This window comes from Microbacterium pumilum, from assembly GCF_039530225.1.
GTDB lineage: Bacteria > Actinomycetota > Actinomycetes > Actinomycetales > Microbacteriaceae > Microbacterium > Microbacterium pumilum.
This window is the reverse complement of the sequence record NZ_BAAAOH010000001.1, coordinates 2,482,652-2,505,726: the sequence shown is the minus strand read 5'-3', so window position 1 is coordinate 2,505,726 and position 23,075 is coordinate 2,482,652. Positions and strand designations below refer to the sequence as shown.

Annotated in this window: 25 protein-coding genes; 8 read left to right on the top strand and 17 right to left on the bottom strand. The window is 68.0% G+C overall.

Annotated features, from left to right (window positions below; translation table 11 throughout):
* Positions 1-51 precede the first annotated feature (51 nt).
* Positions 52-3,459 (bottom strand): pyruvate carboxylase, encoded by a 3,408-nt coding sequence (locus ABD188_RS11050; protein ID WP_344061884.1) that lies wholly within the window; start codon positions 3,457-3,459, stop codon positions 52-54.
* 73 nt (positions 3,460-3,532) lie between these two features.
* On the opposite strand from ABD188_RS11050, the gene ABD188_RS11045 reads away from it, so the two are divergent.
* A complete protein-coding gene (locus ABD188_RS11045) occupies positions 3,533-4,342 on the top strand; it encodes a ParA family protein (protein ID WP_344061881.1) in 810 nt (269 codons plus the stop codon).
* A gap of 46 nt (positions 4,343-4,388) precedes the next feature.
* Here ABD188_RS11045 and ABD188_RS11040 read toward each other — a convergent pair whose 3' ends face one another.
* From ABD188_RS11040 to ABD188_RS11030, 3 genes are all read right to left on the bottom strand, one after another.
* Positions 4,389-4,934 (bottom strand): MerR family transcriptional regulator, encoded by a 546-nt coding sequence (locus ABD188_RS11040; RefSeq protein ID WP_344061878.1) that lies wholly within the window; start codon positions 4,932-4,934, stop codon positions 4,389-4,391.
* Positions 4,935-5,048: 114 nt separating this feature from the next.
* Positions 5,049-5,741: a transcriptional regulator FtsR gene (gene ftsR, locus ABD188_RS11035; protein ID WP_344061875.1), complete on the bottom strand. Its 693-nt coding sequence runs from the start codon at positions 5,739-5,741 to the stop codon at positions 5,049-5,051.
* On the bottom strand, positions 5,741-6,250 hold the full coding sequence (locus ABD188_RS11030; RefSeq protein WP_344061872.1) for an FHA domain-containing protein: 510 nt from the start codon (positions 6,248-6,250) through the stop codon (positions 5,741-5,743). The genes ftsR and ABD188_RS11030 overlap by 1 nt, the downstream gene beginning before the upstream one ends.
* Before the next feature lie 175 nt (positions 6,251-6,425).
* Here ABD188_RS11030 and ABD188_RS11025 point away from each other — a divergent pair, with 175 nt between their 5' ends.
* Complete coding sequence (locus ABD188_RS11025; protein ID WP_344061870.1) at positions 6,426-6,776, top strand: hypothetical protein; 351 nt, start codon at positions 6,426-6,428, stop codon at positions 6,774-6,776.
* Between the two features lie 12 nt (positions 6,777-6,788).
* Here the strand turns inward: ABD188_RS11025 and ABD188_RS11020 are convergent, their stop codons facing one another.
* Entirely contained in the window at positions 6,789-7,190 is a 402-nt protein-coding gene (locus tag ABD188_RS11020) for a four-helix bundle copper-binding protein (protein WP_344061867.1), read from the bottom strand.
* Positions 7,191-7,360: 170 nt separating this feature from the next.
* On the opposite strand from ABD188_RS11020, the gene ABD188_RS11015 reads away from it, so the two are divergent.
* Positions 7,361-8,044 (top strand): copper resistance protein CopC, encoded by a 684-nt coding sequence (locus tag ABD188_RS11015; RefSeq protein ID WP_344061863.1) that lies wholly within the window; start codon positions 7,361-7,363, stop codon positions 8,042-8,044.
* A gap of 9 nt (positions 8,045-8,053) precedes the next feature.
* Positions 8,054-9,451 (top strand): dihydrolipoyl dehydrogenase, encoded by a 1,398-nt coding sequence (lpdA, locus tag ABD188_RS11010; RefSeq protein ID WP_344061860.1) that lies wholly within the window; start codon positions 8,054-8,056, stop codon positions 9,449-9,451.
* Between the two features lie 95 nt (positions 9,452-9,546).
* Here the strand turns inward: lpdA and ABD188_RS11005 are convergent, their stop codons facing one another.
* Positions 9,547-10,050, bottom strand: coding sequence for a PaaI family thioesterase (locus ABD188_RS11005; protein WP_344061856.1), 504 nt, complete (start codon positions 10,048-10,050; stop codon positions 9,547-9,549).
* Positions 10,051-10,120: 70 nt separating this feature from the next.
* On the opposite strand from ABD188_RS11005, the gene ABD188_RS11000 reads away from it, so the two are divergent.
* Positions 10,121-10,996 (top strand): alpha/beta fold hydrolase, encoded by an 876-nt coding sequence (locus ABD188_RS11000; RefSeq protein WP_344061853.1) that lies wholly within the window; start codon positions 10,121-10,123, stop codon positions 10,994-10,996.
* 9 nt (positions 10,997-11,005) lie between these two features.
* Here the strand turns inward: ABD188_RS11000 and ABD188_RS10995 are convergent, their stop codons facing one another.
* The 3 genes from ABD188_RS10995 to ABD188_RS10985 form a co-directional block, all read right to left on the bottom strand.
* On the bottom strand, positions 11,006-11,692 hold the full coding sequence (locus ABD188_RS10995; protein WP_344061850.1) for a CYTH domain-containing protein: 687 nt from the start codon (positions 11,690-11,692) through the stop codon (positions 11,006-11,008).
* Positions 11,667-11,882: a response regulator gene (locus tag ABD188_RS10990; protein WP_344061847.1), complete on the bottom strand. Its 216-nt coding sequence runs from the start codon at positions 11,880-11,882 to the stop codon at positions 11,667-11,669. The genes ABD188_RS10995 and ABD188_RS10990 overlap by 26 nt, the downstream gene beginning before the upstream one ends.
* A gap of 64 nt (positions 11,883-11,946) precedes the next feature.
* Positions 11,947-14,472, bottom strand: coding sequence for a glycogen/starch/alpha-glucan phosphorylase (locus ABD188_RS10985; protein WP_425561341.1), 2,526 nt, complete (start codon positions 14,470-14,472; stop codon positions 11,947-11,949).
* A 110-nt stretch (positions 14,473-14,582) separates the two neighbouring features.
* On the opposite strand from ABD188_RS10985, the gene ABD188_RS10980 reads away from it, so the two are divergent.
* Positions 14,583-15,314, top strand: coding sequence for a glutamine amidotransferase (locus ABD188_RS10980; RefSeq protein ID WP_344061844.1), 732 nt, complete (start codon positions 14,583-14,585; stop codon positions 15,312-15,314).
* Positions 15,315-15,320: 6 nt separating this feature from the next.
* On the opposite strand, the gene ABD188_RS10975 is transcribed toward ABD188_RS10980, so the two are convergent.
* From ABD188_RS10975 to ABD188_RS10955, 5 genes are all read right to left on the bottom strand, one after another.
* Positions 15,321-15,917 (bottom strand): TetR/AcrR family transcriptional regulator, encoded by a 597-nt coding sequence (locus tag ABD188_RS10975; RefSeq protein WP_344061842.1) that lies wholly within the window; start codon positions 15,915-15,917, stop codon positions 15,321-15,323.
* Between the two features lie 321 nt (positions 15,918-16,238).
* Entirely contained in the window at positions 16,239-16,925 is a 687-nt protein-coding gene (locus tag ABD188_RS10970) for an NAD(P)H-hydrate epimerase (RefSeq protein WP_344061839.1), read from the bottom strand.
* On the bottom strand, positions 16,918-17,919 hold the full coding sequence (locus ABD188_RS10965) for a YihY/virulence factor BrkB family protein (RefSeq protein WP_344061836.1): 1,002 nt from the start codon (positions 17,917-17,919) through the stop codon (positions 16,918-16,920). Before ABD188_RS10965 ends, ABD188_RS10970 begins: the two co-directional genes overlap by 8 nt.
* 68 nt (positions 17,920-17,987) lie before the next feature.
* Positions 17,988-18,812 carry a prepilin peptidase gene (locus tag ABD188_RS10960; protein ID WP_344061833.1) on the bottom strand — a complete coding sequence of 275 codons (825 nt, stop codon included), beginning with the start codon at positions 18,810-18,812 and terminating at the stop codon, positions 17,988-17,990.
* A gap of 8 nt (positions 18,813-18,820) precedes the next feature.
* Positions 18,821-19,228 (bottom strand): pilus assembly FimT family protein, encoded by a 408-nt coding sequence (locus ABD188_RS10955; RefSeq protein WP_344061830.1) that lies wholly within the window; start codon positions 19,226-19,228, stop codon positions 18,821-18,823.
* A gap of 394 nt (positions 19,229-19,622) precedes the next feature.
* Between ABD188_RS10955 and ABD188_RS10950 the strand changes: the two genes are divergently transcribed.
* Positions 19,623-20,570 (top strand): NADP-dependent oxidoreductase, encoded by a 948-nt coding sequence (locus tag ABD188_RS10950; RefSeq protein WP_344061828.1) that lies wholly within the window; start codon positions 19,623-19,625, stop codon positions 20,568-20,570.
* Between the two features lie 32 nt (positions 20,571-20,602).
* Here the strand turns inward: ABD188_RS10950 and ABD188_RS10945 are convergent, their stop codons facing one another.
* From ABD188_RS10945 to ABD188_RS10935, 3 genes are all read right to left on the bottom strand, one after another.
* Positions 20,603-20,902: a DUF1905 domain-containing protein gene (locus ABD188_RS10945; protein WP_344061825.1), complete on the bottom strand. Its 300-nt coding sequence runs from the start codon at positions 20,900-20,902 to the stop codon at positions 20,603-20,605.
* A 64-nt stretch (positions 20,903-20,966) separates the two neighbouring features.
* Positions 20,967-21,374 carry an SRPBCC family protein gene (locus ABD188_RS10940; protein WP_344061822.1) on the bottom strand — a complete coding sequence of 136 codons (408 nt, stop codon included), beginning with the start codon at positions 21,372-21,374 and terminating at the stop codon, positions 20,967-20,969.
* A 50-nt stretch (positions 21,375-21,424) separates the two neighbouring features.
* Positions 21,425-22,240, bottom strand: a complete 816-nt coding sequence (locus ABD188_RS10935) for a glycosyltransferase family 2 protein (protein WP_344061819.1) — start codon at positions 22,238-22,240, stop codon at positions 21,425-21,427.
* A 91-nt stretch (positions 22,241-22,331) separates the two neighbouring features.
* On the opposite strand from ABD188_RS10935, the gene ABD188_RS10930 reads away from it, so the two are divergent.
* Entirely contained in the window at positions 22,332-22,946 is a 615-nt protein-coding gene (locus ABD188_RS10930) for a GNAT family N-acetyltransferase (protein ID WP_344061816.1), read from the top strand.
* Positions 22,947-23,075 lie beyond the last annotated feature (129 nt).

The following is a 23,075-nucleotide window of genomic DNA, read 5'->3' as shown; positions in this document are numbered from 1 at the left end:
GGGGTTCTCCTAGAAAAAGGTCGGGTGCCTTCGGGGCAGATGATCCCAAGGCTAACGGGCGGGACGGACGACGACCAACAGGTCACCCGCATCCACCTGCTGCGTCTCGCTGATCGCGAGCCGATCGACCACACCTTCGATGGGTGCCGTGATGGCGGCTTCCATCTTCATCGCCTCGATCGAGGCGACTGGCTGACCGGCCGCGACAGTGTCGCCGACGCCGACCTTGAGCGTCACGACTCCCGAGAACGGGGCGGCGATCTGACCCGGAATGGAGGTGTCGGCCTTCTCCGCCTGACGGATATCCACCTGGACGCTGCGGTCACGCACGAAGACGGGTCGCAGCTGACCGTTCAGCGTCGTCATGACCGTGCGCATGCCCTTTTCGTCCGCGGCGCCGATCGCCTCGAGGCCGACGAACAGCTGAACGCCTCGTTCGATCTCGACGACGTGCTCGGATCCGGGAGCGAGGCCGTAGAGGTAGTCCACCGTGTCGAGCACACTGAGATCGCCGAACACCTCGCGCACCTGGTGGAACGCGCGTGTGGGGGCGGGGAAGAGAAGCCGGTTGAGCATGTCGCGGCGAGCCGCGGCATCCCCCTCCAGAGCCGTCGACTCGGCAGCCGTGAGCGGCGTGACGGCGATGTTCACCTCACGCCCCTGCAGCACCTTGGTGCGGAACGGCTCGGGCCAGCCGCCGGGCAGATCACCCAGTTCACCCGCCATGAAGCCGACGACCGAGTCGGGGATGTCGTAGTTCTGCGGGTTCTCGGCGAAATCGGCCGGATCGGCCTTGACTGCCGCGAGGTGCAGCGCGAGATCGCCCACCACCTTCGACGAGGGTGTGACCTTGGGCACGCGGCCGAGGATGTTGTTCGCGGCGGCGTACATGTCCTCGATCAGCTCGAAGTCCTCTGCCAGACCCAGGGCGATGGCCTGCTGCCGCAGGTTCGACAGCTGCCCACCCGGGATCTCGTGGTGGTACACGCGACCGGTGGGGCCGGGCAGACCCGACTCGAAGGGTCGATACAGGTGGCGCACGGCCTCCCAGTACGGCTCCAGGTCCGACACGGCGTCGAGATCGATCCCGGTGTCGCGCTCGGTGTGGGACAGCGAGGCGACGAGCGCCGAGAGCGAGGGCTGGCTCGTCGTGCCCGACATGGGCGCGGCGGCCGCGTCGACGGCATCCGCCCCCGCCATGCTCGCGGCGAGCAGGGTGGCGAGCTGACCCCCGGCGGTGTCGTGCGTGTGCACGTGGACCGGCACATCGAAACGCTCGCGAAGCGCCGTGACGAGGCGGGATGCCGCACTCGGCCGCAGGAGGCCCGCCATGTCCTTGATCGCGAGGATGTGGGCCCCCGCGTCGACGATCTGCTCGGCCAGTCGCAGGTAGTAGTCGAGGGTGTAGAGATCCTCGGCCGGGTTGAGCAGGTCGCCGGTGTAGCAGACGGCCACCTCGGCGACGGCGGTTCCCGTCGCGAGGACGGAGTCGATCGCCGGGCGCATCTGGTTGACGTCGTTGAGCGCGTCGAAGATGCGGAAGATGTCGATGCCGCTCGTCGCCGCCTCGCGGACGAACGCGTCGGTGACCTCGGTCGGGTATGGCGTGTAGCCGACCGTGTTGCGGCCGCGCAGCAGCATCTGGATCGCGATGTTGGGAAGGGCGCCGCGGAGGGTGTCCAGGCGCTCCCACGGGTCCTCGCCGAGGAACCGCAGGGCGACGTCGTAGGTCGCACCGCCCCAGGCCTCGACCGAGAGGAGCTGCGGGGTCATGCGAGCGACGTAGGGTGCGACGATGGCGAGGTCTTTTGTCCGCACGCGGGTCGCCAGCAGCGACTGATGTGCGTCGCGGAAGGTCGTCTCGGTGACGCCGAGGGCGGTCTGCTCACGCAGCGCCCGCGCGAATCCCGCGGGTCCGAGCTCGAGCAGCCGCTGCCGGGACCCTGCCGGCGCGGGCACGGTCAGGTCGAGTCGCGGCAGCTTCAGCCGGGGATCGACGGTGACCGGGTTCTCGCCGTTCGGCTGGTTCACGGTGGTATCGACGAGCCAGTTGAGCATCTTCGTGCCGCGGTCCTTCGACTCGCGGCCGCGCAGCAGCTGCGGACGCTCATCGATGAACGACGTGCTGACATTGCCCGCGACGAAATCCGGATCATCGAGCACCGCCTGCAGGAACGGGATGTTGGTCGACACGCCGCGAATGCGGAACTCGGCCAGCGCGCGCCGCGCCCGGACGACCGCGGCGCCGAAGTCGCGGCCGCGGCAGGTCAGCTTGGCCAGCATCGAGTCGAAATGCGGACTGATCTGCGACCCGGCGGCTGTCGTGCCGCCGTCGAGTCGGATCCCGGCACCACCCGGCGAGCGGTACGTGGTGATCTTGCCCGTGTCGGGCCGGAAGCCCTGGGTCGGGTCCTCCGTCGTGATGCGGCACTGCAGCGCGGCCCCGCGCAGCTGGATCTGGTGCTGCAGCAGGCCGAGGTCGGCGAGGTTCTGACCCGCCGCGATGCGCATCTGCGACTGCACGAGATCGACATCCGTCACCTCCTCGGTGACGGTGTGCTCGACCTGGATGCGCGGGTTCATTTCGATGAACACGATCTCGCCGGTGCGAGGTCCGGCGGTCTCGAGCAGGAACTCGACCGTGCCGGCGTTCTCGTACCCGATCGACTCCGCGAAGGCGACGGCGTGACGGTGCAGCGCATCGCGCACGTCGGGGTCGAGGTTCGGCGCGGGGGCGATCTCGATCACCTTCTGGTGGCGGCGCTGCACCGAGCAGTCGCGCTCGAAGAGGTGCACTGTCGTGCCGGTCTTGTCGGCGAGGATCTGCACCTCGACGTGACGCGGCCGCTGCACCGCCTGCTCGAGGAACATCCGGGCGTCGCCGAACGCGCTGGCGGCCTCTCGCATGGCCTCGGCGAGTGCGGGCGCGAGCTCTTCGCGCGTCTCGACACGCCGCATGCCGCGACCGCCGCCACCTGCGACGGCCTTGGCGAAGATGGGGAAGCCGATGTCGTCGGCTTGCGCGACGAGCGCGTCGAGATCGTCGGACGCCTCCGTCGAGCGCAGCACGGGCACTCCGGCCGCGATCGCGTGGTGCTTCGCGGTCACCTTGTTGCCCGCCATCTCGAGCACGCTCGCGGGCGGTCCGATGAACGCGATGCCGTTCGCGGCCGCCTGCTCGGCGAGGTCGGGGTTCTCCGAGAGGAACCCGTAGCCGGGGTAGATCGCGTCCGCACCGGATTCGCGGGCCACGCGGATGATCTCCGAAACGTCGAGGTAGGCCCGGACGGGATGCCCCTTCTCGCCGATCAGGTACGCCTCGTCGGCCTTCAGCCGATGCAGCGAATTGCGGTCCTCGTGCGGGTAGACCGCGACGGTGCGAGCGCCCAGCTCGTATGCGGCGCGAAACGCTCGGATGGCGATTTCACCCCGGTTCGCGACCAGGATCTTTCGGAACATGCACACCTCGCTGAGCAGCCTTGGAAGCGGGTTGAGTGTGCCATCAGCCTAGGGGAAGGTAACGTAGAGCCTTGTGCACGTACTCTCCGTCAGCTCGCTCAAGGGCGGGGTCGGTAAAACAACCGTGACGCTGGGACTCGCCTCTGCCGCATTTGCGCGGGGAGTTCGCACGCTCGTGGTCGACCTCGATCCTCAGTCCGACGTCTCTACGGGCATGGACATCCAGGTTGCCGGCCGGCTCAACGTCTCGGATGTGCTCGGCAATCCGAAGGAGAAGATCGTCCGGCAGGCGATCACGTCCAGCGGCTGGGCGAAGGTCCACCCGGGAACGATCGACGTCATGATCGGCAGTCCATCGGCGATCAACTTCGACGGCCCGCACCCCAGTGTCCGCGACGTCTGGAAGCTCGAGGAGGCACTGGCCACGATCGAGGCCGACTACGACCTCGTGCTGATCGACTGCGCTCCGTCTCTCAACGCGCTCACCCGCACGGCATGGGCCGCGTCTGATCGCGTCATCGTCGTGACCGAGCCCGGTCTGTTCTCGGTGGCGGCTGCCGATCGCGCCCTGCGCGCGATCGAAGAGATCCGCCGAGGACTTTCGCCGCGACTTCAGCCCCTCGGCATCGTCGTCAACCGCGTCCGCCCGCAGTCGATCGAACACCAGTTCCGCATCAAAGAGCTGCGCGACATGTTCGGCCCGCTCGTACTCGCACCCCAGCTGCCCGAGCGCACGTCGCTCCAGCAGGCACAGGGTGCGGCGAAGCCGCTGCACATCTGGCCGGGCGACTCGGCTCAGGAGCTCGCGGCCGACTTCGACGCGCTGCTCGACCGAGTGATGCGCACCGGACGCATCCCCGTCGCCGGCGAAGCCCGGGCATAGTCCCGCCCCGGTTGTCGAGCGGGCCGCGAAGCGCCCGAATCGAAGGTCAGGCCGTCCGCGCGGCGCGACGCGCCGACAATTCGTCCGTCGTGTCGGGGGCCTGCGGGTCGAAGTCGACGAGCGTCGATTCCACCTCGCTCAGCACCTTGCCGACGGCGATGCCGAACACACCCTGGCCCCGGCTCACGAGGTCGATGACCTCGTCGTTCGAGGTGCAGAGGTAAACGGACGCGCCATCGCTCATGAGCGTCGTGCCGGCAAGATCGCGGATGCCGGATGACCTCAGCTGCTCGACGGCGGTGCGGATCTGCTGCAGCGAGATGCCGGTGTCGAGCAGTCGCTTCACAAGCTTGAGCACCAGGATGTCGCGGAAGCCGTAGAGCCGCTGCGAACCGGAGCCGGTCGCCCCGCGCACAGTAGGCTCGACCAGCTCGGTTCGCGCCCAGTAGTCGAGCTGGCGGTAGGTGATGCCGGCGGCACGCGCTGCAACGGCGCCGCGATAGCCGACTTCGTCATCCATCTGCGGAAGTCCGTCGGTGAAGAGGAGATCGGCCACGAATGGCTGATCGTCGCCTGAATCGCGACCGGTCATGCGCATCCCCCCTCTGGGCCCGTTATGTCCACGCTAGATCAGCCCCCCGCCTCGGGCAACGACATCCGCCGCGAGCCGTCGGCGTGTCGCGTGCGGCGGGCTCGTCGACCGCGTTCAGGAGAGCAGCCGGTCGAGCGCGGAGCGCACGAAGATCGCGCGCACCTCCTCGAGACGTTTGGCGAGCTCGGTGGCGAGTTCCCCGGCTCGACCGAGCGAAGCTGCGTCCGTCCGCCGCAAGAGTGGCGCCAGCGCAGACTCGACGAGGGCGACGTCGCGTTCCGCGTTCTGGCGCAGCGCTCGCACGTGACGGGGCTCGATGCCGTGCCGGTCGAGAGCGACGAGCGCACGCAGCAGCGCGACGGACTGGTCGTTGTAGGAGTCCGAGCCGACCAGCACGCCGGTGCTGATCGCATCGTTGAGCAGCTGCGGCGCGGCACCCGCGGCCACGAGCAGCTCTTCGCGGCGATACCGTCGGGGCGCCGGGACGATCGACGGCGGCGGCACGGCGGTCGGAGTCGCCGGATCGCGGCCGGCATCGACGTCCTCCAGGTACTCGCGGATGACGACCAGGGGAAGGTAGTGATCGCGTTGCAGCGTGAGCGCGAGTCGCAGACGCTCGAGATCGTCGGGTGTGAATTTGCGATAGCCCGACTCGGTTCGCAGGGGCGTCACGATGCCCTGCACTTCGAGGAATCGGAGCTTGCTGGAGGTCAGGGTGGGGAACTCCGGCGAGAGCCTCGCGAGCACCTGCCCAATGCTCAGGAGACCCGCGGACGATGGACGTTCGCGGGCGGATGCGGCGGGCATCACCCGTCCGCGGGCTGAGCCAGGTCAGCGGGCGATACGAAGAAGTTCAGCCGGAACTTGCCGATGCGCACTTCGGAGCCGTTGATGAGCGCCGCTCGATCCACGCGCTCGCCGTTCACATACGTGCCGTTCAGCGATCGCTGGTCGACGAGTTCGAAGTTCGCCGCATCCCGGGTGATCTCGGCGTGACGCCGCGAGACCGTGACGTCATCGAAGAAGATGTCGGCCTCGGGATGTCGTCCGACGGTCGTGACGTCGGTGTCGAGCAGGTAGCGGGCGCCCGCAGTGGGACCGGAGCGGACGATCAGCAGCGCGGCGCCGCTCGGAAGAGCGTCGATCGCCTCGAGCTCCGCCGCCGAGAGATCGCTGCCGAACGGCACGAACGACAGGTCGGAATCGTGCCCGAAAGTCTGCGTCGTGTCGGTGCCGCGATCGATTTCGCCGGCGTCCCCACTGAGGCTCGAACCTCGGCGGATCTCATCCGGCTCGGGTCGGCGGTAGTCCTCCACGGTGATCCCTTCTCTGGCCTGCAAGCCTATCCGATCGCCCCTGGCGCGAAAGGCCGGATGTGCGTCCGGGCGGGGCGATTCCGGAATGTTTCGCACCGTGTCGCTCGGGATGCGGTGCCTCGGGTCCGCACCGTAACCTCAGTGAAAGTCCGAAGCGACCAGAAGGAGAACTCCCGTGTCGAGCCCGCAGCGCCACAACCCGCCCGTCGAGGTGCGGGAGCGTGCGGCGTGCATGTGCGACCACGGTGACGTCTGCTCCTCGTTCGCACCGGGGCACGCGCTGCACCTGATCCAGGCGCGTCTCGCATCGGCGACGCCCTCCGACTGGGATGACGCGATCGTCGAGTGGGCGGATGCCGCGACCGGCGTCGTCATCGTCCGCACTCTCACGGACTCGGCGCCGATCGCGCTGTGGAGCGCCTCCGGTGCGGCGGCGCACGTCGCTCCGGGCTCACCCGTGGCTGTGCACGGGCGCTACAACGTGCTGGCCGTCGGAGGCCAGCGGTTCAACATCCAGCGAGGCTGATGCAGTTCGGGCTCAGCCCATCGCCATCATCGAGTTCTTGACTGCCATGCACGCGTCCATGCAGGCCTGGCAGGCCTGAGCACACATCTTGCAGACCTCGCTCATGTCTGCGTGCTTCATGCACTCGTCCATGCAGAGCTGGCACATGGCCATGCACGCGTCGAGCATCGACATCATCGTCGCCGCGTTCATGCCCTGCATCCGCATCATGGCGCGCATCATCGTGTTGCACATGTCCGCGCAGTTCATGCACGCGGGCGCGCAATCCATCATCTGAGTGGAACACACCGTGCACGCCTGCTCGCAGGCCGAGCAGGCGTCCATACACGCCTGCAGGACCGACATGTCCATCGAGTCCATACCGGGCATCGACATCATGTCTTTCGACATGGCGTCCATCATCATGGAATCCATCTCGGGCTCCTTCTTCTCATCCTCGGCGGAGATGACCGCCTGACCGGCACGCTACTCCGAGAACCGCCCGTCGTCACGGGGTTTCGACCGCACTCAGAAGCAATTCACAAGCCCGTCATACGGTGCGACATCTCGAAACACCGCAAAGCGGCGGGCGTAGCCTGGTGAGGATGCCTGCACAGACTTCCTCTCGTCGTTCCCCCGTCCGTTTCGTGATCGCCGCCTTCGCAGCGGTGCTGTTGTCCGCCGGCGGCCTGCTCGTCGCCTCCCCCGCATTCGCACACGATGAGCTGGTGTCGTCGGATCCGGCTGCGGAGTCGACCCTCGATGCACTGCCCACGCAGTTGACGCTCACGTTCAGCGCAGACATCTCGACCGAGGAGGGTGCGAACGAAGTGCAGGTGACGGATGCCGCCGGCACGAATCTCGCCGCTGGTGCGCCGACCGTGCAGGACAACGTGCTGACACAGCCACTCGCGGGCGCAGCATCCGGTGCCGTCACCGTGCTCTGGAAGGTCGTCTCGAGCGACGGTCATCCGGTCTCGGGCGAACTCGCCTTCACGGTCGCCCCGGCTCCGACGCCCACTCCGACGGAGACGCCCACCGCAACGCCCGCGCCCACCGCCTCACCGATCGAGACGATCACCCCGACGCCCTCGCCATCGGTCGCGCCGGATGATGACAGCGACGTCGAAGCGGCCCTGCCCTGGATCATCGGAGGGATCATCGTCGCCGCCGTGGGTGGCGCCGTCATCTACCTCCTGGTGTCGCGCGCGAGGCGTGAGCGGGAGAAGGCCGCGCTGCGGGCCGATGCGGCACGTGCGGCCGGGAGCGAGCCTCCCGCCGACCGATAGGCTGGATCCATGCCTCACTACGACGTCGTCATTCTCGGCGCCGGCCCCGGCGGTTACGTCGCGGCCGTCCGAAGCGCTCAGCTCGGCCTTTCCGTCGCGGTCATCGAAGAGAAGTACTGGGGCGGTGTCTGCCTGAACGTCGGGTGCATCCCTTCCAAAGCGCTTCTCAAGAACGCCGATCTCGCGCACACGTTCAACCACAAGGCCGATCTGTTCGGCATTTCGGGTGACGTGACGTTCGATTTCGGTGCCGCCTGGGACCGCAGCCGCAAGGTCGCCGACACGCACGTCAGGGGCATCCACTTCTTGATGAAGAAGAACAAGGTCACCGAGTACGACGGCCGCGGCTCCTTCGTCGACGCGAACACCATCGACGTCAAGAAGTCCGACGGCTCGACGGAGCGCGTGACCTTCGACAACGCGATCATCTCGACCGGCTCGAAGGTCCGCCTGCTGCCGGGCGTCGAGCTCGGCGGCAACGTCGTCACGTATGAGGAGCAGATCCTCGCTCGCGACCTACCCGAGTCGATCGTCATCGTCGGCGCCGGCGCGATCGGCATGGAGTTCGCGTTCGTCCTCGTCAACTACGGCGTGAAGGTCACGATCATCGAGTTCCTCGACCGCGTCCTGCCGATGGAGGACGAGGAAGTCTCGAAGGAGCTCGCGCGCCAGTACAAGAAGTACGGCGTCGACATCCTGACCTCGACCAAGGTCGAGACCGTCGTCGACCACGGCGATCGCGTCACCGTGACGTACACCCCGAAGGACGGCGCGCAGGCCTCGATCGACGCCGACAAGGTCATGATGTCGATCGGGTTCGCGCCGAACGTCGAGAACTTCGGTCTCGAGAACACCGGTGTGAAGCTGACCGATCGTGGCGCGATCGAGATCGACGACTTCATGCACACGTCGGTCCCTCACATCTACGCGATCGGCGACGTCACGGCGAAACTGCAGCTCGCGCACGTTGCCGAGGCACAGGGCGTCGTCGCCGCCGAGACCATCGGCAAGGCCGAGACCATGGCGCTCGGCGACTACCGGATGATGCCGCGCGCCACCTTCTGCTCCCCGCAGGTCGCCTCGTTCGGTCTGACCGAGCAGCAGGCGCGCGACGCCGGCTATGACGTCAAGGTCGCCAAGTTCCCGTTCTCGGCGAACGGCAAGGCGAACGGCCTGGGCGAGCCGATCGGCTTCGTGAAGCTCGTCGCGGATGGCGAGCACCTGGAACTGCTCGGCGGTCACCTCATCGGACCCGATGTGTCGGAGCTGCTGCCCGAACTGACCCTCGCGCAGAAGTGGGACCTGACCGCCCTCGAGGCGGCGCGCAACGTCCACACGCACCCGACCCTGTCGGAAGCCGTACAAGAAGCCTTCCACGGCCTCGCCGGCCACATGATCAACCTCTGACCCGAGCTGACGCTTCGTCAGGGCTCAGAAACCGCATTCCCGCTGACACCCCGCGCGCGGCGCGGGGTCCCGGCGGGATCGTGGTTTCTCGGCACCTAGCCCCGCAGGACGAGCAGTGAACTCGTCGCCGTCGCGAGCAGCGCCCCTGCGGCATCCGTCAACTCACCTGACGCGAAGATCACGCGCTGACCGCCCTTGACCACCCGCCCGCGTGCACGAAGCAGGCCGGTGGTGGCGAGGATCGGGCGCACGTACGACACGTTGAGGTCGATCGACGTGTATCCCACTCCCGCAGGCAGTGTCGTGTGCGCGGCGCAGCCCACCACGGTGTCGAGCAGGGTACATGCGAGGCCACCGTGGATCAGGCCCAGCGGGTTGTAGTGATACTCCCCCGGCTCGCACTCGAACACCGCCACACCCGGCTCGGCCGAGATCATCCAGAAGTTCATGAGCTGCGCGATCGGCGGCGGCGGGAAGTCCCCCGAGATCAGCGCGCGCAGGTAGGTGAGTCCGTCCAGCTGGCGGGATGCCGCCAGCGGCGGCACCGGATCGTCCCAGGAAAAGGTGCGCGAGCGTGCGAGGTCGTCGTCGGTGGCCATGCCGCCAGACTAAACGGCACCGTCACCCGGGTCATCGACGACTGCACCCGGGGGGAGTATCGTCCCCGCCATGACCTCGGCACAGCCGGGCATCCGGGCCAGCTGCACGCTGATCCTCCTCGTCGCAGTGCTCGTGGGCTGCGCGAGTCCTTCCGGGACCACGGCACACACGACCCGGGCCCCCGCGAACACCCCCGCCGCGAGCGTCGCCCCCGCGAACCTCGCGATGACCTGCAGCGGCGATGGCGCACCCACGGTGGTTCTCGTGCCGGGATTGGGCACCGACGGAAGTGCCTTCCTCGAGCTGCAGGACGAGCTCGCGGAGACGAACCGGGTGTGCAGCTACTCGCGTGCGGGTCTGGGAGGGAGCCCGAGCTGGCCGGAACACCTCGACGACCCGTCCGCGGGCGACGCCGCCGACCAGTTGCTCGCCACACTGGATGCACGGGAAGAGCCCGGCCCCTATGTCATGCTCGGCTGGTCGTACGGCGGGGTCGTGGCGCAGGCATTCGCGGTGCGGCACGGCGACCTGCTCGCCGGATTGGTGCTCGAGGATGCGGCGACCCCCGAGCTGTTCGATTCACCCGAGTGGGACTTCTTCGCGTGGGCCGAGGGCGGCCGAGACATCGACACCGCCAGGACCACCGATGAGCTGAATGGCCTCGATCTCGGTGATCTCCCCCTGATCGTGCTGACGCAAGGGACGATGGAGGATTGGCCCGACCCCGAGCTGTGGCTGCAGACGCAGGACCGGCTCGCCACGCTCTCGGACGACGTCCTCCATGTGATTGCGACCGAGGCCGGCCACGCCGTTCACTGGGACGCTGAGGCCCTGGTCGTCAGGGCCGTCGACGACGTGGTCGACGCGGTGCGATCGAACGAGCCGCTGCCGGAGTGCGACAACCACCGCTGGAGGCCGCTGACCGGCGAGTGTCGCCTGCCCTGAGGTCGCTGTTCAGGCCCCGAGCGCGCGCGCCAGCTTCGAAGCGGATGCCGCATGCCTGCCGCCCACCGCGAGCACTGCCTCGTCCACTGCGGCGAAGAGCGCCTCGTGGTCGTCCGGTGCGGCGGGGCCGAGTTCGAACTCCCACTCCCGCCAGGGACGCTCCGCACCTGATCGCTCGTCCGTGGCATCCACGTGGTCGTCGACGAACTCGGCCACGAGTCCGCCATCGTCCGCACGCAGCGCATACGCGGTGCGGGTGTTGCGGATCCGGGCCAATGGCTCGAGCGCATCCGCCCCGCCGAGCACCGGCGCACCCGCCGCATCCGTCAGGGTCGACAGGTGGGCGCGGATCGCGGCGGGAACGACAACCGGGTCCGGGTCGCCCTCGTCCAGCGGCCAGTGGAGTTCGATGCGGCCGCCGTTGTGCAGCGGACCCTTGATGTGCCATCCCTGGTCGGGTCCTCCGCTGCGACGGCGCAACGCGAAGCCGGCACGCGCGAGCGCGCGATCCTCGGTGTCGACGTAGCGGGCGTCGAGCTGCCGCACCTCGGCGTCTCCCACCGATGCAACGCCCGGAACAGACCGCCAGTCGGGAAGTGGAGTGCCCTCGTCGACATCGAACTTCCGCTCGACCTCCACCGAATGGCTCGAGCCGGCGCCCGGAGGCTGCTCAGTCGTCGGAGGGTCCGATCTCATCCGTCGCCTCGACGAACCAGAACTCGGCCTCGGTGGGTCCGTCGCCGTCGCCGGTGTGCTCGAGGGCGCCACCGCGGCGGTACACGACCTGCCCCTCGCCGTAGGGAACGATGAGTGAGTCCAGCTCCGGACTCTCGAGAGGAAGCAGCTGCTGATCCAGCGGGCCTCCGTGCAGTCGTGCAATCGCCATGAGCCCACCCTAGCCCCGGCGTGCCGACGCCCGTCGAGCACACGCGGTTCGCGCCGGGCCCGGGCTACAACATCGGTGGAGTGTGCCAGACCCGCTCGATGTAGTCGCGGATCGATCGATCGGATGAGAAGAAGCCGGACCGGGCGATGTTGAGGATCGCAGAGCGGCTCCACGTGTCCTGGTCTGCGTATGCTTCGTCCACCCTCGCCTGTGCCTCGATGTACGACGAGTAGTCGGCCAGCACCATGAAGCGGTCGTCGTACAGGAGGTTCGAGACGATGGGCTCGAAGACCGATCGGTCGCCACCCGAGAAGGCGCCGGACGCGATGAGGTCCATGGCACGCCGCAGCCGCTCGTCGGACTGGTAGTACTCGGTGGGTTGATAGCCCTTCGCCCAGAGCGCCTCGACCTCCGGCTCGCTCATGCCGAAGAGGAAGAAGTTGTCGTCGCCGACGAGTTTGCGGATCTCGACGTTCGCGCCGTCGTCGGTGCCGATGGTGAGGGCGCCATTGAGGGCGAACTTCATGTTGCCCGTGCCGGATGCCTCCTTGCCTGCGAGAGAGATCTGCTCCGAGAGATCCGCGGCGGGGATGACGCGCTCGGCAAGGGTCACGTTGTAGTTCGGCGGGAAGAGGACCTTGAGTCGGCCCTCGACGACCGGATCGCTGTTGACGACCTCTCCGACGGCGTTGACGAGGTGGATGATGTGCTTCGCCATCGTGTAACCAGGAGCTGCCTTCGCCCCGAAGATGAACGTGCGAGGGATGATGTCGGACGCGGCGACCTCACCCGAGCGGACCTGCTCGTACTGAGTGACGATGTGCAGCACCTTGAGCATCTGCCTCTTGTACTCGTGCAGACGCTTCACCATGACGTCGAGCATGTGGCCATCGCCGACCTCGATGCCGTCGCGCTCTCGGAGTACCGACGCCAGGCGCACCTTGTTGTGCGCCTTGACGGCGGCGAATCTCTCGCGGAACTCCGGGTCGGCCGCGAAGGCCTCGAGTCCCCGCAGCCGCTCGAGGTCCACGGTCCAGCCGGCCCCGAGGGCTTCGGTGATGAGACTTGCGAGGTCGGGGTTGGCGAGCCGGATGAAGCGGCGCGGCGTGACACCGTTGGTGACGTTCGTGAACTTGCCGGGGAAGAACTCGTCGAAGTCCGGCAGCACCTTCTCTCGGAGCAGCTGCGAGTGCAGCTCCGCGACCCCGTTGACCTTCGCACCCGCGACCGTCGCGAGATAGGCCATGCGGACGGAGCGATACGGGTGCTCCCCGATGATCGACATGGCGCGGATGCGGAGCTCGTCATCGCCGAAGCGCTCGCGCACGGCGAGGAGGAACTCGTCGTTGATGCGGTAGATGATCTCGAGGTGGCGCGGGAGGAGGCGCCCCAGGAGATCGACCGACCACACCTCGAGCGCTTCGGGGAGGAGCGTGTGGCACGTATACGCGAAGCACTGCTGCGTGATCGCCCACGCGGCATCCCATTCGATCCCACGTTCGTCGACCAGGACGCGCATCAGCTCGGGCACGGCGATGACGGGATGCGTGTCGTTGAGCTGGAAGATGACCCGGTCGGGGAGCTTCGAAAGGTCGAAGCCCTCCGGGAGCACGTTGTCGAGGAAGTCGCCGATCGACGCGGCGACGAAGAAGTACTGCTGCTGGAGACGCAGCTCTTTGCCCTGGGGGGTGGAGTCCTCGGGGTAGAGCACCTTCGAGATGTTCTCGGCGAACGTCTGCGCGCGGACGGCCTCTTCGTAGTCGCCCGAATTGAAGATGCGCAGGTCGAACGCATCGGAGGCGACCGCGCTCCACAGGCGGAGAGTGTTGACACGGCCGTTGTGGTACCCCGGCACCATGTAGTTGTAGGGGACCGCCTGCACGTGCCATGCGGGAATCCAGCGACTGCGTGTGACACCGTCCTCATCGTCGTAGGTCTCGGTGTGGCCCCCGAATGAGATCTGCTGTGCCGCCTCAGGGTGGGGGAACTCCCACGGCGATCCGAGGGCGAGCCAGGCATCGGGCTGCTCGACCTGCTGTCCGTCGATGAAGGTCTGACGGAAGATCCCGTACTCGTACCGGATGCCGTACCCGGTGCTCGGGACGCTCATCGTCGCAAGCGAGTCGATGAAGCAGGCGGCCAGGCGCCCGAGGCCGCCGTTGCCGAGACCCGGCTCGACTTCCACCTGACGGAGCACATCGATGTCGATGCCGCACTTGGCGAGGGACTCGGTCGCGATGTCGGTGAGGCGCGAGGCGAGCAGGTTGTTGTCGAGTTGACGTCCGAGCAGGTACTCGGCGGAGAGGTAGCACACGCCCTTCGACTGCTGCGCGCGCTGGCGGCTCTGGTCGTCGAGCCAGCGTGCCATGAGGTAGTCGCGCACGGTGCCTGCGAGCGCGAGGTACTGGTCAGTGGAACTCGAGTCCGACAGGGCCACCCCCTGGTCGAAGTTGAGGTTCTGCAGGAACTGCCGGACGAACCCGTCCACTGTCGCGGGGGGTGAGATCACCGGCGCGAGCGCGAGGGGGTGCGTCGCGCCGAGGCGGTGGGCGGGCGAGACGGAGGCGGAGTTCTCTTCAGACACCCCCATACGCTACCCACCTCTCGTCCTGACGCGCATACTCGCCTGCGCTCTCGGGGGAGAGTTTGCACGTTGGAAACATGCGCTGGGGTTCGTCTGGCCTCACTTAGGCTCGAGGAGTGAGGCCTTTCGCACTTCTGGCGACGAGGGCGGAGGACCGCCCGGCGGACGAGGAGTACGCGCTCTTCCTGCGCTACACGGGGCTCTCACCCGACCAGCTGATCCGCGTGCGGCTCGAGTCCGGGCCGATGCCCGCGTTCGACCTCGACGCGTTCTCGGGCATCTTCGTCGGCGGTGGCCCGTTCAACGCCTCCGACCCCGACCAGAAGAAGTCCAGCGTGCAGCATCGCGTCGAGGCGGAGTTCCAGACTCTCCTCGACGACGTGGTCGCGCGGGATTTCCCGTTCCTCGGCGCCTGCTACGGAATCGGGACTCTCGGAGTGCACCAGGGCGCCACCATCGACCGCACGTACCCCGAGCCGATCAGCATCGTGCCCGTGACGCTGTCCGAAGCCGGGGCCTCGGACCCGCTTCTCGACGGCTTGCCGGACACTTTCGATGCCTTCGTCGGTCACAAAGAGGCGATCACGATCCTGCCGCCGTCCGCGGTGCTGCTCGGATCGTCTCCGGCGTGCCCGGTGCAGATGTTCCGTGTCGGCGCGAACGTCTACGCGACCCAGTTCCACCCCGAACTCGACATCGACGGCATAACGACCCGCATCCACGCGTACGCCGATCACGGATACTTCGCCGTCGACGAACTCGAGCTGACCCTGACCGCGGTGCGACGTGCCGAGGTCTCGCACCCGAGCCGCATCCTGCGCAACTTCGTCGACCGCTACAGCCGCTGAGCCTCGTCAGTCCGCGTCCGGGGTGCCGTCCTGCCCTTGCAGGTAGTCGCGCAGGTGCTCGATTTCCAAGGGCGGTGCGCTGAGCGGCGGACGCGGAGACCCCTCAGCGCGCAACCCATCGAGCACGACGCCCCTCAGGCGCGCGAGGACGACCGATCGCACCGGCTCGGAGATCTCGGCGAGACCCCCCAGGGCCGACGTGACGAAGGCCAGATCCGTCAGGTCGACGTCGGTGCGCAGTGAGCCCTCGGCCCACGCTCGCTCGAGCACCAGCCTGAAATCCCGCTCGGCTTGTCCCTTCGTACTCGACACCCGGCGCGCGCGGGCGCGGACCACGACCATCCACGGCAGCTCGAAGTACATCGACGTCACGCCGTCGATGTAGGTGAGCAGCCCATCCCACCCGCTCGCGGCGTTCTCCGCCTCCCGGGCGATGGTCGCGTACCGCTCTTGGAGCCGATCGGCGAGCCCCTGCATCAGCGCATCTCGATCGACGAAGTGCCGGTAGAGCGTTCCTTTTCCCACACCCGCGCGTTCGGCGACGAGGTTCATCGGCGCCTCGATCCCGTGTTGCGCGAAGACGTCGGCTGCGGCATCCAGCACTCTTCCACGATTCGCCTCAGCGTCCGCTCGCACCTGGCCCCCGGCTCCGACTTCAGGATTTCTCGGTCCATTGTGACCGCTCGCGCGGTCTGCTATTGTCCAGACTAATCGGACGATGTGGTCCGATTAGGTCACCCGTAAAGACCCCGAAGCCGTCCGGCAGGCGCTCGTCGGCGACCGCGTACGCCACGCGCAACGGGCGTTCGTCGACGGCTGACCGCGCGTCCAACGTCATGATCGGGGGGCACACTCAGTGACCGGGTTCTGGGGGCCCGGCCCCTGAGGGACGTGCCCGCAAGCCCCCGCCGAGGGGACCCGCGCTCAGCCATTCACGACGCGGTCGACGGGTGCCGTCCCCACCGCATCCGCTCCGTTCAGCTGAAGCCCCAGGTCGATCAGCACCACACGTCCGCACAGGGCCGGTCCCCGCGCCCTCGCACAGCCCGCCTTCACCGCGCCGAAGGTCACGGTGACCGAGGCCGGCAGCACGACATCATCCGCCTCACCGGTGTCGGGATGCAGCCCACTCGGCAGGTCGACGGCGACCGCACGAGGTCGCCCTCCGCGGACCGCGGGCAGCAGGGACTCCACCACTTCGCGTGCAACGCCGCGGAGTGCGGATGAGGCGGAAGAGCCGATGCCGAGAATCCCGTCGACGACAACGGCGTAATCGGATGCCGCATCCCGCGCGGTCGGCAGGTCGATTCGCCGCGCTCCTGCCGCGACGGCCGCATCGAGCGCCTGTCGATGGAACCGCTCCGACACGAGCAGGAGATCGACCTCGGCCGCGCCGCGGAGGTCAGCCGCAGCGAACAGCGCATCGCCGCCGTTGTCGCCGCTCCCCACGAGCACGAGGACGCGCGGGGTCACCGCATCCGCCAGCTGTTCGCGCACGATCGCCGCGAGCGCTGCGGCCGCCCTCCTCATGAGCGGCTCACCGGCCGCGAGCAGGGGCTGCTCGGCAGCCCTGACCTGTTCGGCTCGATAGGTCGGGACAGCCTCAGGCACCCTTCCGCTCCTTCTCTTCGTCGGCCCGCGCGTCCCTGAGGTCATCGTTCGCCAGCCGGGCGAGGTCTTCGGCCTGCTGCACGCGTCGCTGTGCGAAGGATCTCGCACCGAAGCGGGCACGCACCCGATCCCTCTCTTCCGCGACGCCCGTGATGATGTAGGCGCCGGAGATCAGGATCACCTGCGCCGACAGATTCAGCCAGACCAGGACGGCGACCAGGGACGCGACCGACGTGTAGATCGGGTTGGATGCCACCGCGCCGACGAACAGGAAGGACAGCTGCTGCAGCACGGTGAGTGCGACCGCCCCCAGAAGCGCGCCGCTCCAGAGCGACCGGACCGAAGGCTTGAGGCCGGAGAGGAGGCGGAAGAGCAGTCCGATGCACAGCGCATCCAGGACGAACACCACGAAGATCGACAGGGCGCTGGCGGCGATGACGGTGAGCGGATCGTTCGGTCCCCGCCCCAGCCACTCGGTGAAGGCACCGATACCCGCCGTCCCGTAGAAAGTCGCGACGGCAGATGCGAAGAACAACGCCCCGATGCCGATCGCGATGAGGACGTTGCGGACGATCACCCAGATCCAGAAGACATCGTCGTGAACGTGCCGCGCCAACTGGCGGAATCCGGTCCGAAGCGACCCGATCGCGCCGATCGCCGAGCCGACCAGCGCGACCAACGCGATGACACTCGCCAACGTCAGGCCGGCGGGAGCAGAGATCGTCGCCGGATCGATGAGCCCGTTCTCGCCGAGCAGCCCGGGGATCGCGGCATCCACGAGCTCGATGAGCGCGTCCCAGACGTCGGGGTTGCCCGACAGCCACAGCGAGGCCACCGAGAAGCCCAGGAACACCCCGGCGAAGACGCTGAACAGCGTGCGGTAGCTGATGCTGTCCGCCAGCATCGGCCCGCGGTTCTCGAGGTACAGCAGGAACGCGCGCACCGGCTTGAGGGTGAGCGCCCACGCGGTGATCCGGGCGATGAAGTCGGCCATGAGCGCCAGACTAGCCGCGCGTCGGGGCCGGCCTGCGCTACGCGGCGGGCCGCGCGTGCCCGCTGTCGTCAGAGTCCTGTCGCGGCACCCAGGTAGAGGCTGCCGAGGGCCTCGCCGGCGAACACTCCTGTCCAAGCGCCCAGGATCATCCAAGGCCCGAACGGGATCGCGGTACGCCGCCCAGCCCGCTTGCGCAGCAGCAGCAGCGCCCCGAAGATGCCCCCGAGGAGAAACGCCCCGAATGCTCCGACCGCGAGCGCTCCCCAGCCGAGCCAGCCGAGATACAGGCCGAGCACGCCGGCGAGCTTGACGTCCCCACCGCCCATCCCGTCCGGTCGCACCACGCGCAGGATGAAGTAGAACGCATACAGGAGGGACATCCCGATCGCCGCTCTGCCCAAGGCCCGCCAGTCTGATCCGAGGAGGCACGCGATGACGAAGAGCACGACGGCGACGGCATAGCTCGGCAGCACGATCGCGTTCGGCAGCCGATGGGTGTCGATGTCGATCAGCGTGAGCGCGACGCTGATCGCGACGAGGTGGAGGAAGGCCGCCGCCACCGTCCAGCTCGCTGCGGGGCTCGGAGCCGGGGGTTCGATCACGAACCACCAGGTGACGACGGCGAAGAGGGCACCGGTCGTCGCTTCGACGAGCGGGTACCGCGCCGAGATCGGCGATCGGCAGGTCGCGCATCGGGTGCCCAGTGCCAGCCATGACCCGACCGGGACGTTGTGCCACCAGCGCACCGGCGAGTCGCAGTGCGCACAGCGGCTCCCCCTCGTCAGCGGGATTCCGGCGGGCACCCGATAGACGACGACGTTGAGGAACGACCCGACGATGAGGCCGAGGAGCGTCGCTGCGACGAGGACGAAGATCACGGCTGCGGAGTTCATGTGCGGGACTACTTGCAGGCCGATCCGTCCGCTGTGGCGCCCGGTCCGGCGAACCAGGTCGCATCCTCGTAGCCGTGGGTCACCGCCGAGACGCACACCTGGTCGGGCTCGGTTGCCGGCAGTTCATTCGTCACGGTGAGCTTGCCCGTCGTCAGGTTCTCGAGCACCGTGCCGGCAACGGCCGGCGTGCCGTCGGCCACGGCTGCGACCACCTGGGATGCGCCATCGGTGGCAGCCACCCGGGCATCGCCGAGACGCGCGTTCGCCTGGAGGGCGCTGAACAGCGGGATGGCGATCGCGACGAGGACGCCGAGGGTGGCCACCACGACGAGCAGTTCTACGATCGAGAAGCCCGATACGCTCGCTCGCCGATCGTGCCGTGCGGCGCCCACGCAGTTCTTGATCATTGCACGCATGTGCGGTTCCCCCAGAGCGTTGTCCTCGTGCTGCTGGTGCTCCTACGCCCAGACTCGACTGAATCCCCAGAATTCGGCCGCGCCTCCGGATCCCCTGGTTCTCCCCAGAGCCAGGTCGGGCAGTGCACGTGCGTTGTCCCGTCGAGAATCATCAGCGTTCCCGGATCGGGAGTCAAATCACGGACGCGGCATTCGCTCAGGTTTGGCTCAAGGTTGATTCGAGCAACCGGACAGTGTCGCCCGGTGCGGTGGAAGTCGACCCCAGCATGGGCCGCGCGTGCCCGACGGCGACGGCACGCACGACCTTCTTGTGCCGCCATCGGGACCGGGTGTATTGATGTGCTTGAGTCGCGTTCGCCTCGCCCCCGGATCCTCGGGAACGAATGCGCCGGGGATGGACTTCGCCATGAAAGCTTTCGCCCTTCCGGCTGAGGGTGCCCAGCCGGCACAGCACGAGATCGACACCCCGGACCCCGGACCCGGAGAGGTGCGCGTCCGCGTGGTCGCGGCATCCGTCAACGGCTTCGACATCGCCGTGGGGATGGGGTACATGACCCCCTACTTCGAGTACCGCTATCCGGTCGTCCTCGGGCGTGAATTCGCGGGTGTGGTCGACGCGGTCGGAGACGGGGTCGACGGCCTGGTCATCGGCGACCGAGTTCTCGGCGTGGTCTCGAAGCCTTACCTCGGTGAGGGCGCATTCGCGGAATACACCACCGCGGTGGTCGAGAGTGGGGTCGTGCTCGCTCCGGATGCCCTGACCGACTCGGCGGCCGCATCGCTGGCGCACACCGGATCGACCGCGGTCGCGATCCTCCGCTCACTCGGCGACGAGCCCGAAGGCAAGACGTTGCTGGTCGTGGGTGCGACAGGAGGGGTCGGCACCCTGCTCGTCCAGCTCGCCGCGGCTGCGGGGGTGAACGTGATCGCAACCGGACGGACCGCTGAGGGTCGAGAGCTGCTGGAAGAGCTCGGAGCGCGCGCAACCGTCGACTACAGCGAGCTGGAAGACGCCGTGATCGCTCTCGCGCCCGACGGCGTGGATGCGGCGGCGCACCTGAGCGGCGATGCCGCGGCGGTCGCGTCGCTGGTCAAGGACGGCGGCGTCTTCGCGTCCCCGCTCGTGTACGACCCGAGCCAGCTGCCCGGGGCCGAACGGCTCACCTTCGTGCCGATCGCGGCCTATCCGAACGGGGCGGATCTGCGCTACCTCGCCGACCTCGCCGACCAGGGTCAGCTGCAGGTCATCGTCGACCGCGAGCACACCTTCGACGATGTGGCCACCGCGCTCGCAGAGTACGGCACCCACACGATCGGCAACATCGTCGTCTTGATCGACTAGAAAGCGCCGCCGGTCAGTCCCGCGCGGCGGGCTCAGCCGTCGAGGACCTCCAGGCGCACGAGAGTGCTCGCGCCCTTCTCGAGGCCCTCGGCATCCCGCACCGCCTTCTTGAGCGGAAGGGCATAGGTACCCGACCCCTTGTCGGGAAAGATCGACGTCGTCCACTCCGAACCGCCGATCCGCGCCCGCACGCGAACGGATCCGAAGCCACGTGGCATGCGCGGGATCTCGCGGATGTCTTCGCTCAGCTCAGGCGGGACGGTCGCGAAGAACCATGACGAGTCGTCGCGTGCCCCCCACTGCCAGACCTCGGACTCGAACTCGATGATCACGGCTCCACGGTAGTCCGCACCCCCGACGGCGCGTGTGCGTCGACCGTCCTCGGTCGACCGGTGGTCAGCCGGCGTGGCGCGCGGCGAGGCGAGCCAGCGAGGTCGACCAGTCCTCGACGTGATCCTCCCGCTCTTCCTCCGAGCGGAACCCCGAGTGGTGGACGATCACGCGGGTCGCGCCATCCGCCTGCTCGAACGTGATCTCGACGTCCGTCTCGTGCTCTTCCCGCGCCTCGCGCCACAGGAGTGGCAGCGAGTGCGGCGGATCGGTGGCCAGCACGCGGGCTTCGATCTCGAGGCCGGCGACGGGTGACCGGATCTGCCAATGCCCGCGCGGAGCCAGGTCGATGTATGCCTCGGCCTCGAATCGCGCCGGCCAGAACCACTCGGCAAGGCGTGTCGGATCCGTGAAGTCGGCCCAGACCGTGGTGACGGATGCTGCGACCAGCGTCTCTTCGGTCAACTCGAACATGTGGGCAACGGTAGCCGACGGAGTGGTCCCGATGCCGCCCCGGCTGTCGCTCAGCGCCCGAAGCCGGGTGCCCAGTCGTCGTCGGCGGGTACCCATGAGGAGTCGGTCGCGATGGACGGGGCATCCGTCGACGGCCGCAGTTCGGCTCTGCGTCGCCACGCGGCGCCTTCCGGCCAGCTCGACGCGAATGTGGTCGCCACCCGCCAGACCCGCCGCGACAGGCCCGAAACCGTCTGCACGGGGCGCGCCGACACCGGCATGCGCAACTGGGGGTCGTACCGGACGCCGTCGGACGGGCGCAGTCGGATCGTCAGATCGAGATCGTCATGGATGCCCGCGTTGGTGCGATCCACCTCCGCCCGGACCCGCTCCCAGACCCGCGTGCGCATCGCGAAGTTCGATCCGAAGACGAGCGGGATGCCGAGCCACTTCTTGATCCAGTAATGCCCGCCGCCGATGTACCAGTGCTCGCCGAGATAGTTCGTCATCGGACTGCCGCCGTAGAACTCGGCTCCGCCGGTGAGCACGCCGAGACCGGGATCGGCGACGAACGCACGCACGAGTTGCGCGACCCAATCGGGATGCGGCCTCGAGTCGGCATCGATGCGCGCGATGATCTCGGCATCCGCCATGGCCTCGTCGTACCCGCGTGCCGCGGCCGGCCAGATTCCGATCAGCGGCTCCTCCACCACGGTGGCGCCATAGCGACGGGCGACGGCGGCGGACGCATCCGAGCTGCCGTTGTCGACCACGATCACGCGATCCGCGAGACGCGACTGGGCGGCGAGCGCCTCGAGACAGTTCTCGAGGAAGTCCGCGTCGTTCCGGCACGGGACGACGACCGTCACACGCGGAACCAGAGGCACAGCTTCACCATACTCTCGGACGCTCACCTCGTTCGGCAGCTGCGCGGGAGCGGTTCGAGCCCGGGTCGCTGCCCGGCATTACCCTGTCGTCATGGGCGGTCTGGGCGACTCGAGCGGCATCATTCGGATCGTGCCGAGCAACGAAGCGTCGTGGGAGGATCTGCAGGCGATCCTCACCGGCCCGGCAGCTCGCTGCCAGTGTCAGCGGCAGCGGCTCGGCGATCGCGATTGGTGGTACCTCCCAGTCGCAGAGCGCTCGGCGATCCTGCGCGAGGAGACGCATTGCGACGACCCGCGGGCAACCGAGACCATCGGCATCGTCGCCTACATCGACGACGAGCCCGCCGGCTGGTGCGCGGTCGACGTGCGAAGCGTGTTCGGTCGGGTGCGCGGCTCACCGGTGCCGTGGAAGGACCGGCACGAAGACAAGGACGATGAATCGGTCTGGGCCATCGCCTGCCTCATCGTGCGCAAGGGCTTTCGCAACCGGGGACTGACGTATCCGCTGGTCGCCGCTGCGGTCGAGCACGCCCGCGCCCGCGGGGCCACATCGATCGAGGGGTACCCCCTCGTCACCGAGGGCAAGCAGGTGATCTGGGACGAGATGAATGTGGGTCCAGTGGGACCATTCCTGGCTTCAGGGTTCGTCGAGGTCACCCACCCCACGAAGCGGCGCGTCGTCATGCGGAAGGACCTTTCGTCCTGACGGGACGGCCTCGCGGCCCAGCAGTCCTGCAGCAACCTCGGCTTCCCCCTTGAAAGCGCTCCCACAGATTGGTTACTGTCCTGTAAGTAGAGGCGGCTCCCCGCCGCGGACATCCCTCGACGGAGAGGA

Bases quoted from the DNA above. Each gene is read 5' to 3' on its own strand.
- ABD188_RS11015 (WP_344061863.1), top strand. From the start codon at position 7,361: ATGCCTGCACAGACTTCCTCTCGTCGTTCCCCCGTCCGTTTCGTGATC.
- ABD188_RS11020 (WP_344061867.1), bottom strand. From the start codon at position 7,190: ATGGATTCCATGATGATGGACGCCATGTCGAAAGACATGATGTCGATG.
- ABD188_RS10955 (WP_344061830.1), bottom strand. From the start codon at position 19,228: ATGCGTGCAATGATCAAGAACTGCGTGGGCGCCGCACGGCACGATCGG.
- ABD188_RS11005 (WP_344061856.1), bottom strand. From the start codon at position 10,050: ATGGCCACCGACGACGACCTCGCACGCTCGCGCACCTTTTCCTGGGAC.
- ABD188_RS10965 (WP_344061836.1), bottom strand. From the start codon at position 17,919: ATGGCCGACTTCATCGCCCGGATCACCGCGTGGGCGCTCACCCTCAAG.
- ABD188_RS10940 (WP_344061822.1), bottom strand. From the start codon at position 21,374: ATGTTCGAGTTGACCGAAGAGACGCTGGTCGCAGCATCCGTCACCACG.
- lpdA (WP_344061860.1), top strand. From the start codon at position 8,054: ATGCCTCACTACGACGTCGTCATTCTCGGCGCCGGCCCCGGCGGTTAC.
- ABD188_RS10990 (WP_344061847.1), bottom strand. From the start codon at position 11,882: ATGGCGATTGCACGACTGCACGGAGGCCCGCTGGATCAGCAGCTGCTT.
- ABD188_RS10995 (WP_344061850.1), bottom strand. From the start codon at position 11,692: ATGAGATCGGACCCTCCGACGACTGAGCAGCCTCCGGGCGCCGGCTCG.
- ABD188_RS10985 (WP_425561341.1), bottom strand. From the start codon at position 14,472: ATGGGGGTGTCTGAAGAGAACTCCGCCTCCGTCTCGCCCGCCCACCGC.
- ABD188_RS10960 (WP_344061833.1), bottom strand. From the start codon at position 18,812: ATGAACTCCGCAGCCGTGATCTTCGTCCTCGTCGCAGCGACGCTCCTC.
- ABD188_RS11050 (WP_344061884.1), bottom strand. From the start codon at position 3,459: ATGTTCCGAAAGATCCTGGTCGCGAACCGGGGTGAAATCGCCATCCGA.
- ABD188_RS11040 (WP_344061878.1), bottom strand. From the start codon at position 4,934: ATGACCGGTCGCGATTCAGGCGACGATCAGCCATTCGTGGCCGATCTC.
- ftsR (WP_344061875.1), bottom strand. From the start codon at position 5,741: ATGCCCGCCGCATCCGCCCGCGAACGTCCATCGTCCGCGGGTCTCCTG.
- ABD188_RS10950 (WP_344061828.1), top strand. From the start codon at position 19,623: ATGGACTTCGCCATGAAAGCTTTCGCCCTTCCGGCTGAGGGTGCCCAG.
- ABD188_RS11000 (WP_344061853.1), top strand. From the start codon at position 10,121: ATGACCTCGGCACAGCCGGGCATCCGGGCCAGCTGCACGCTGATCCTC.
- ABD188_RS10930 (WP_344061816.1), top strand. From the start codon at position 22,332: ATGGGCGGTCTGGGCGACTCGAGCGGCATCATTCGGATCGTGCCGAGC.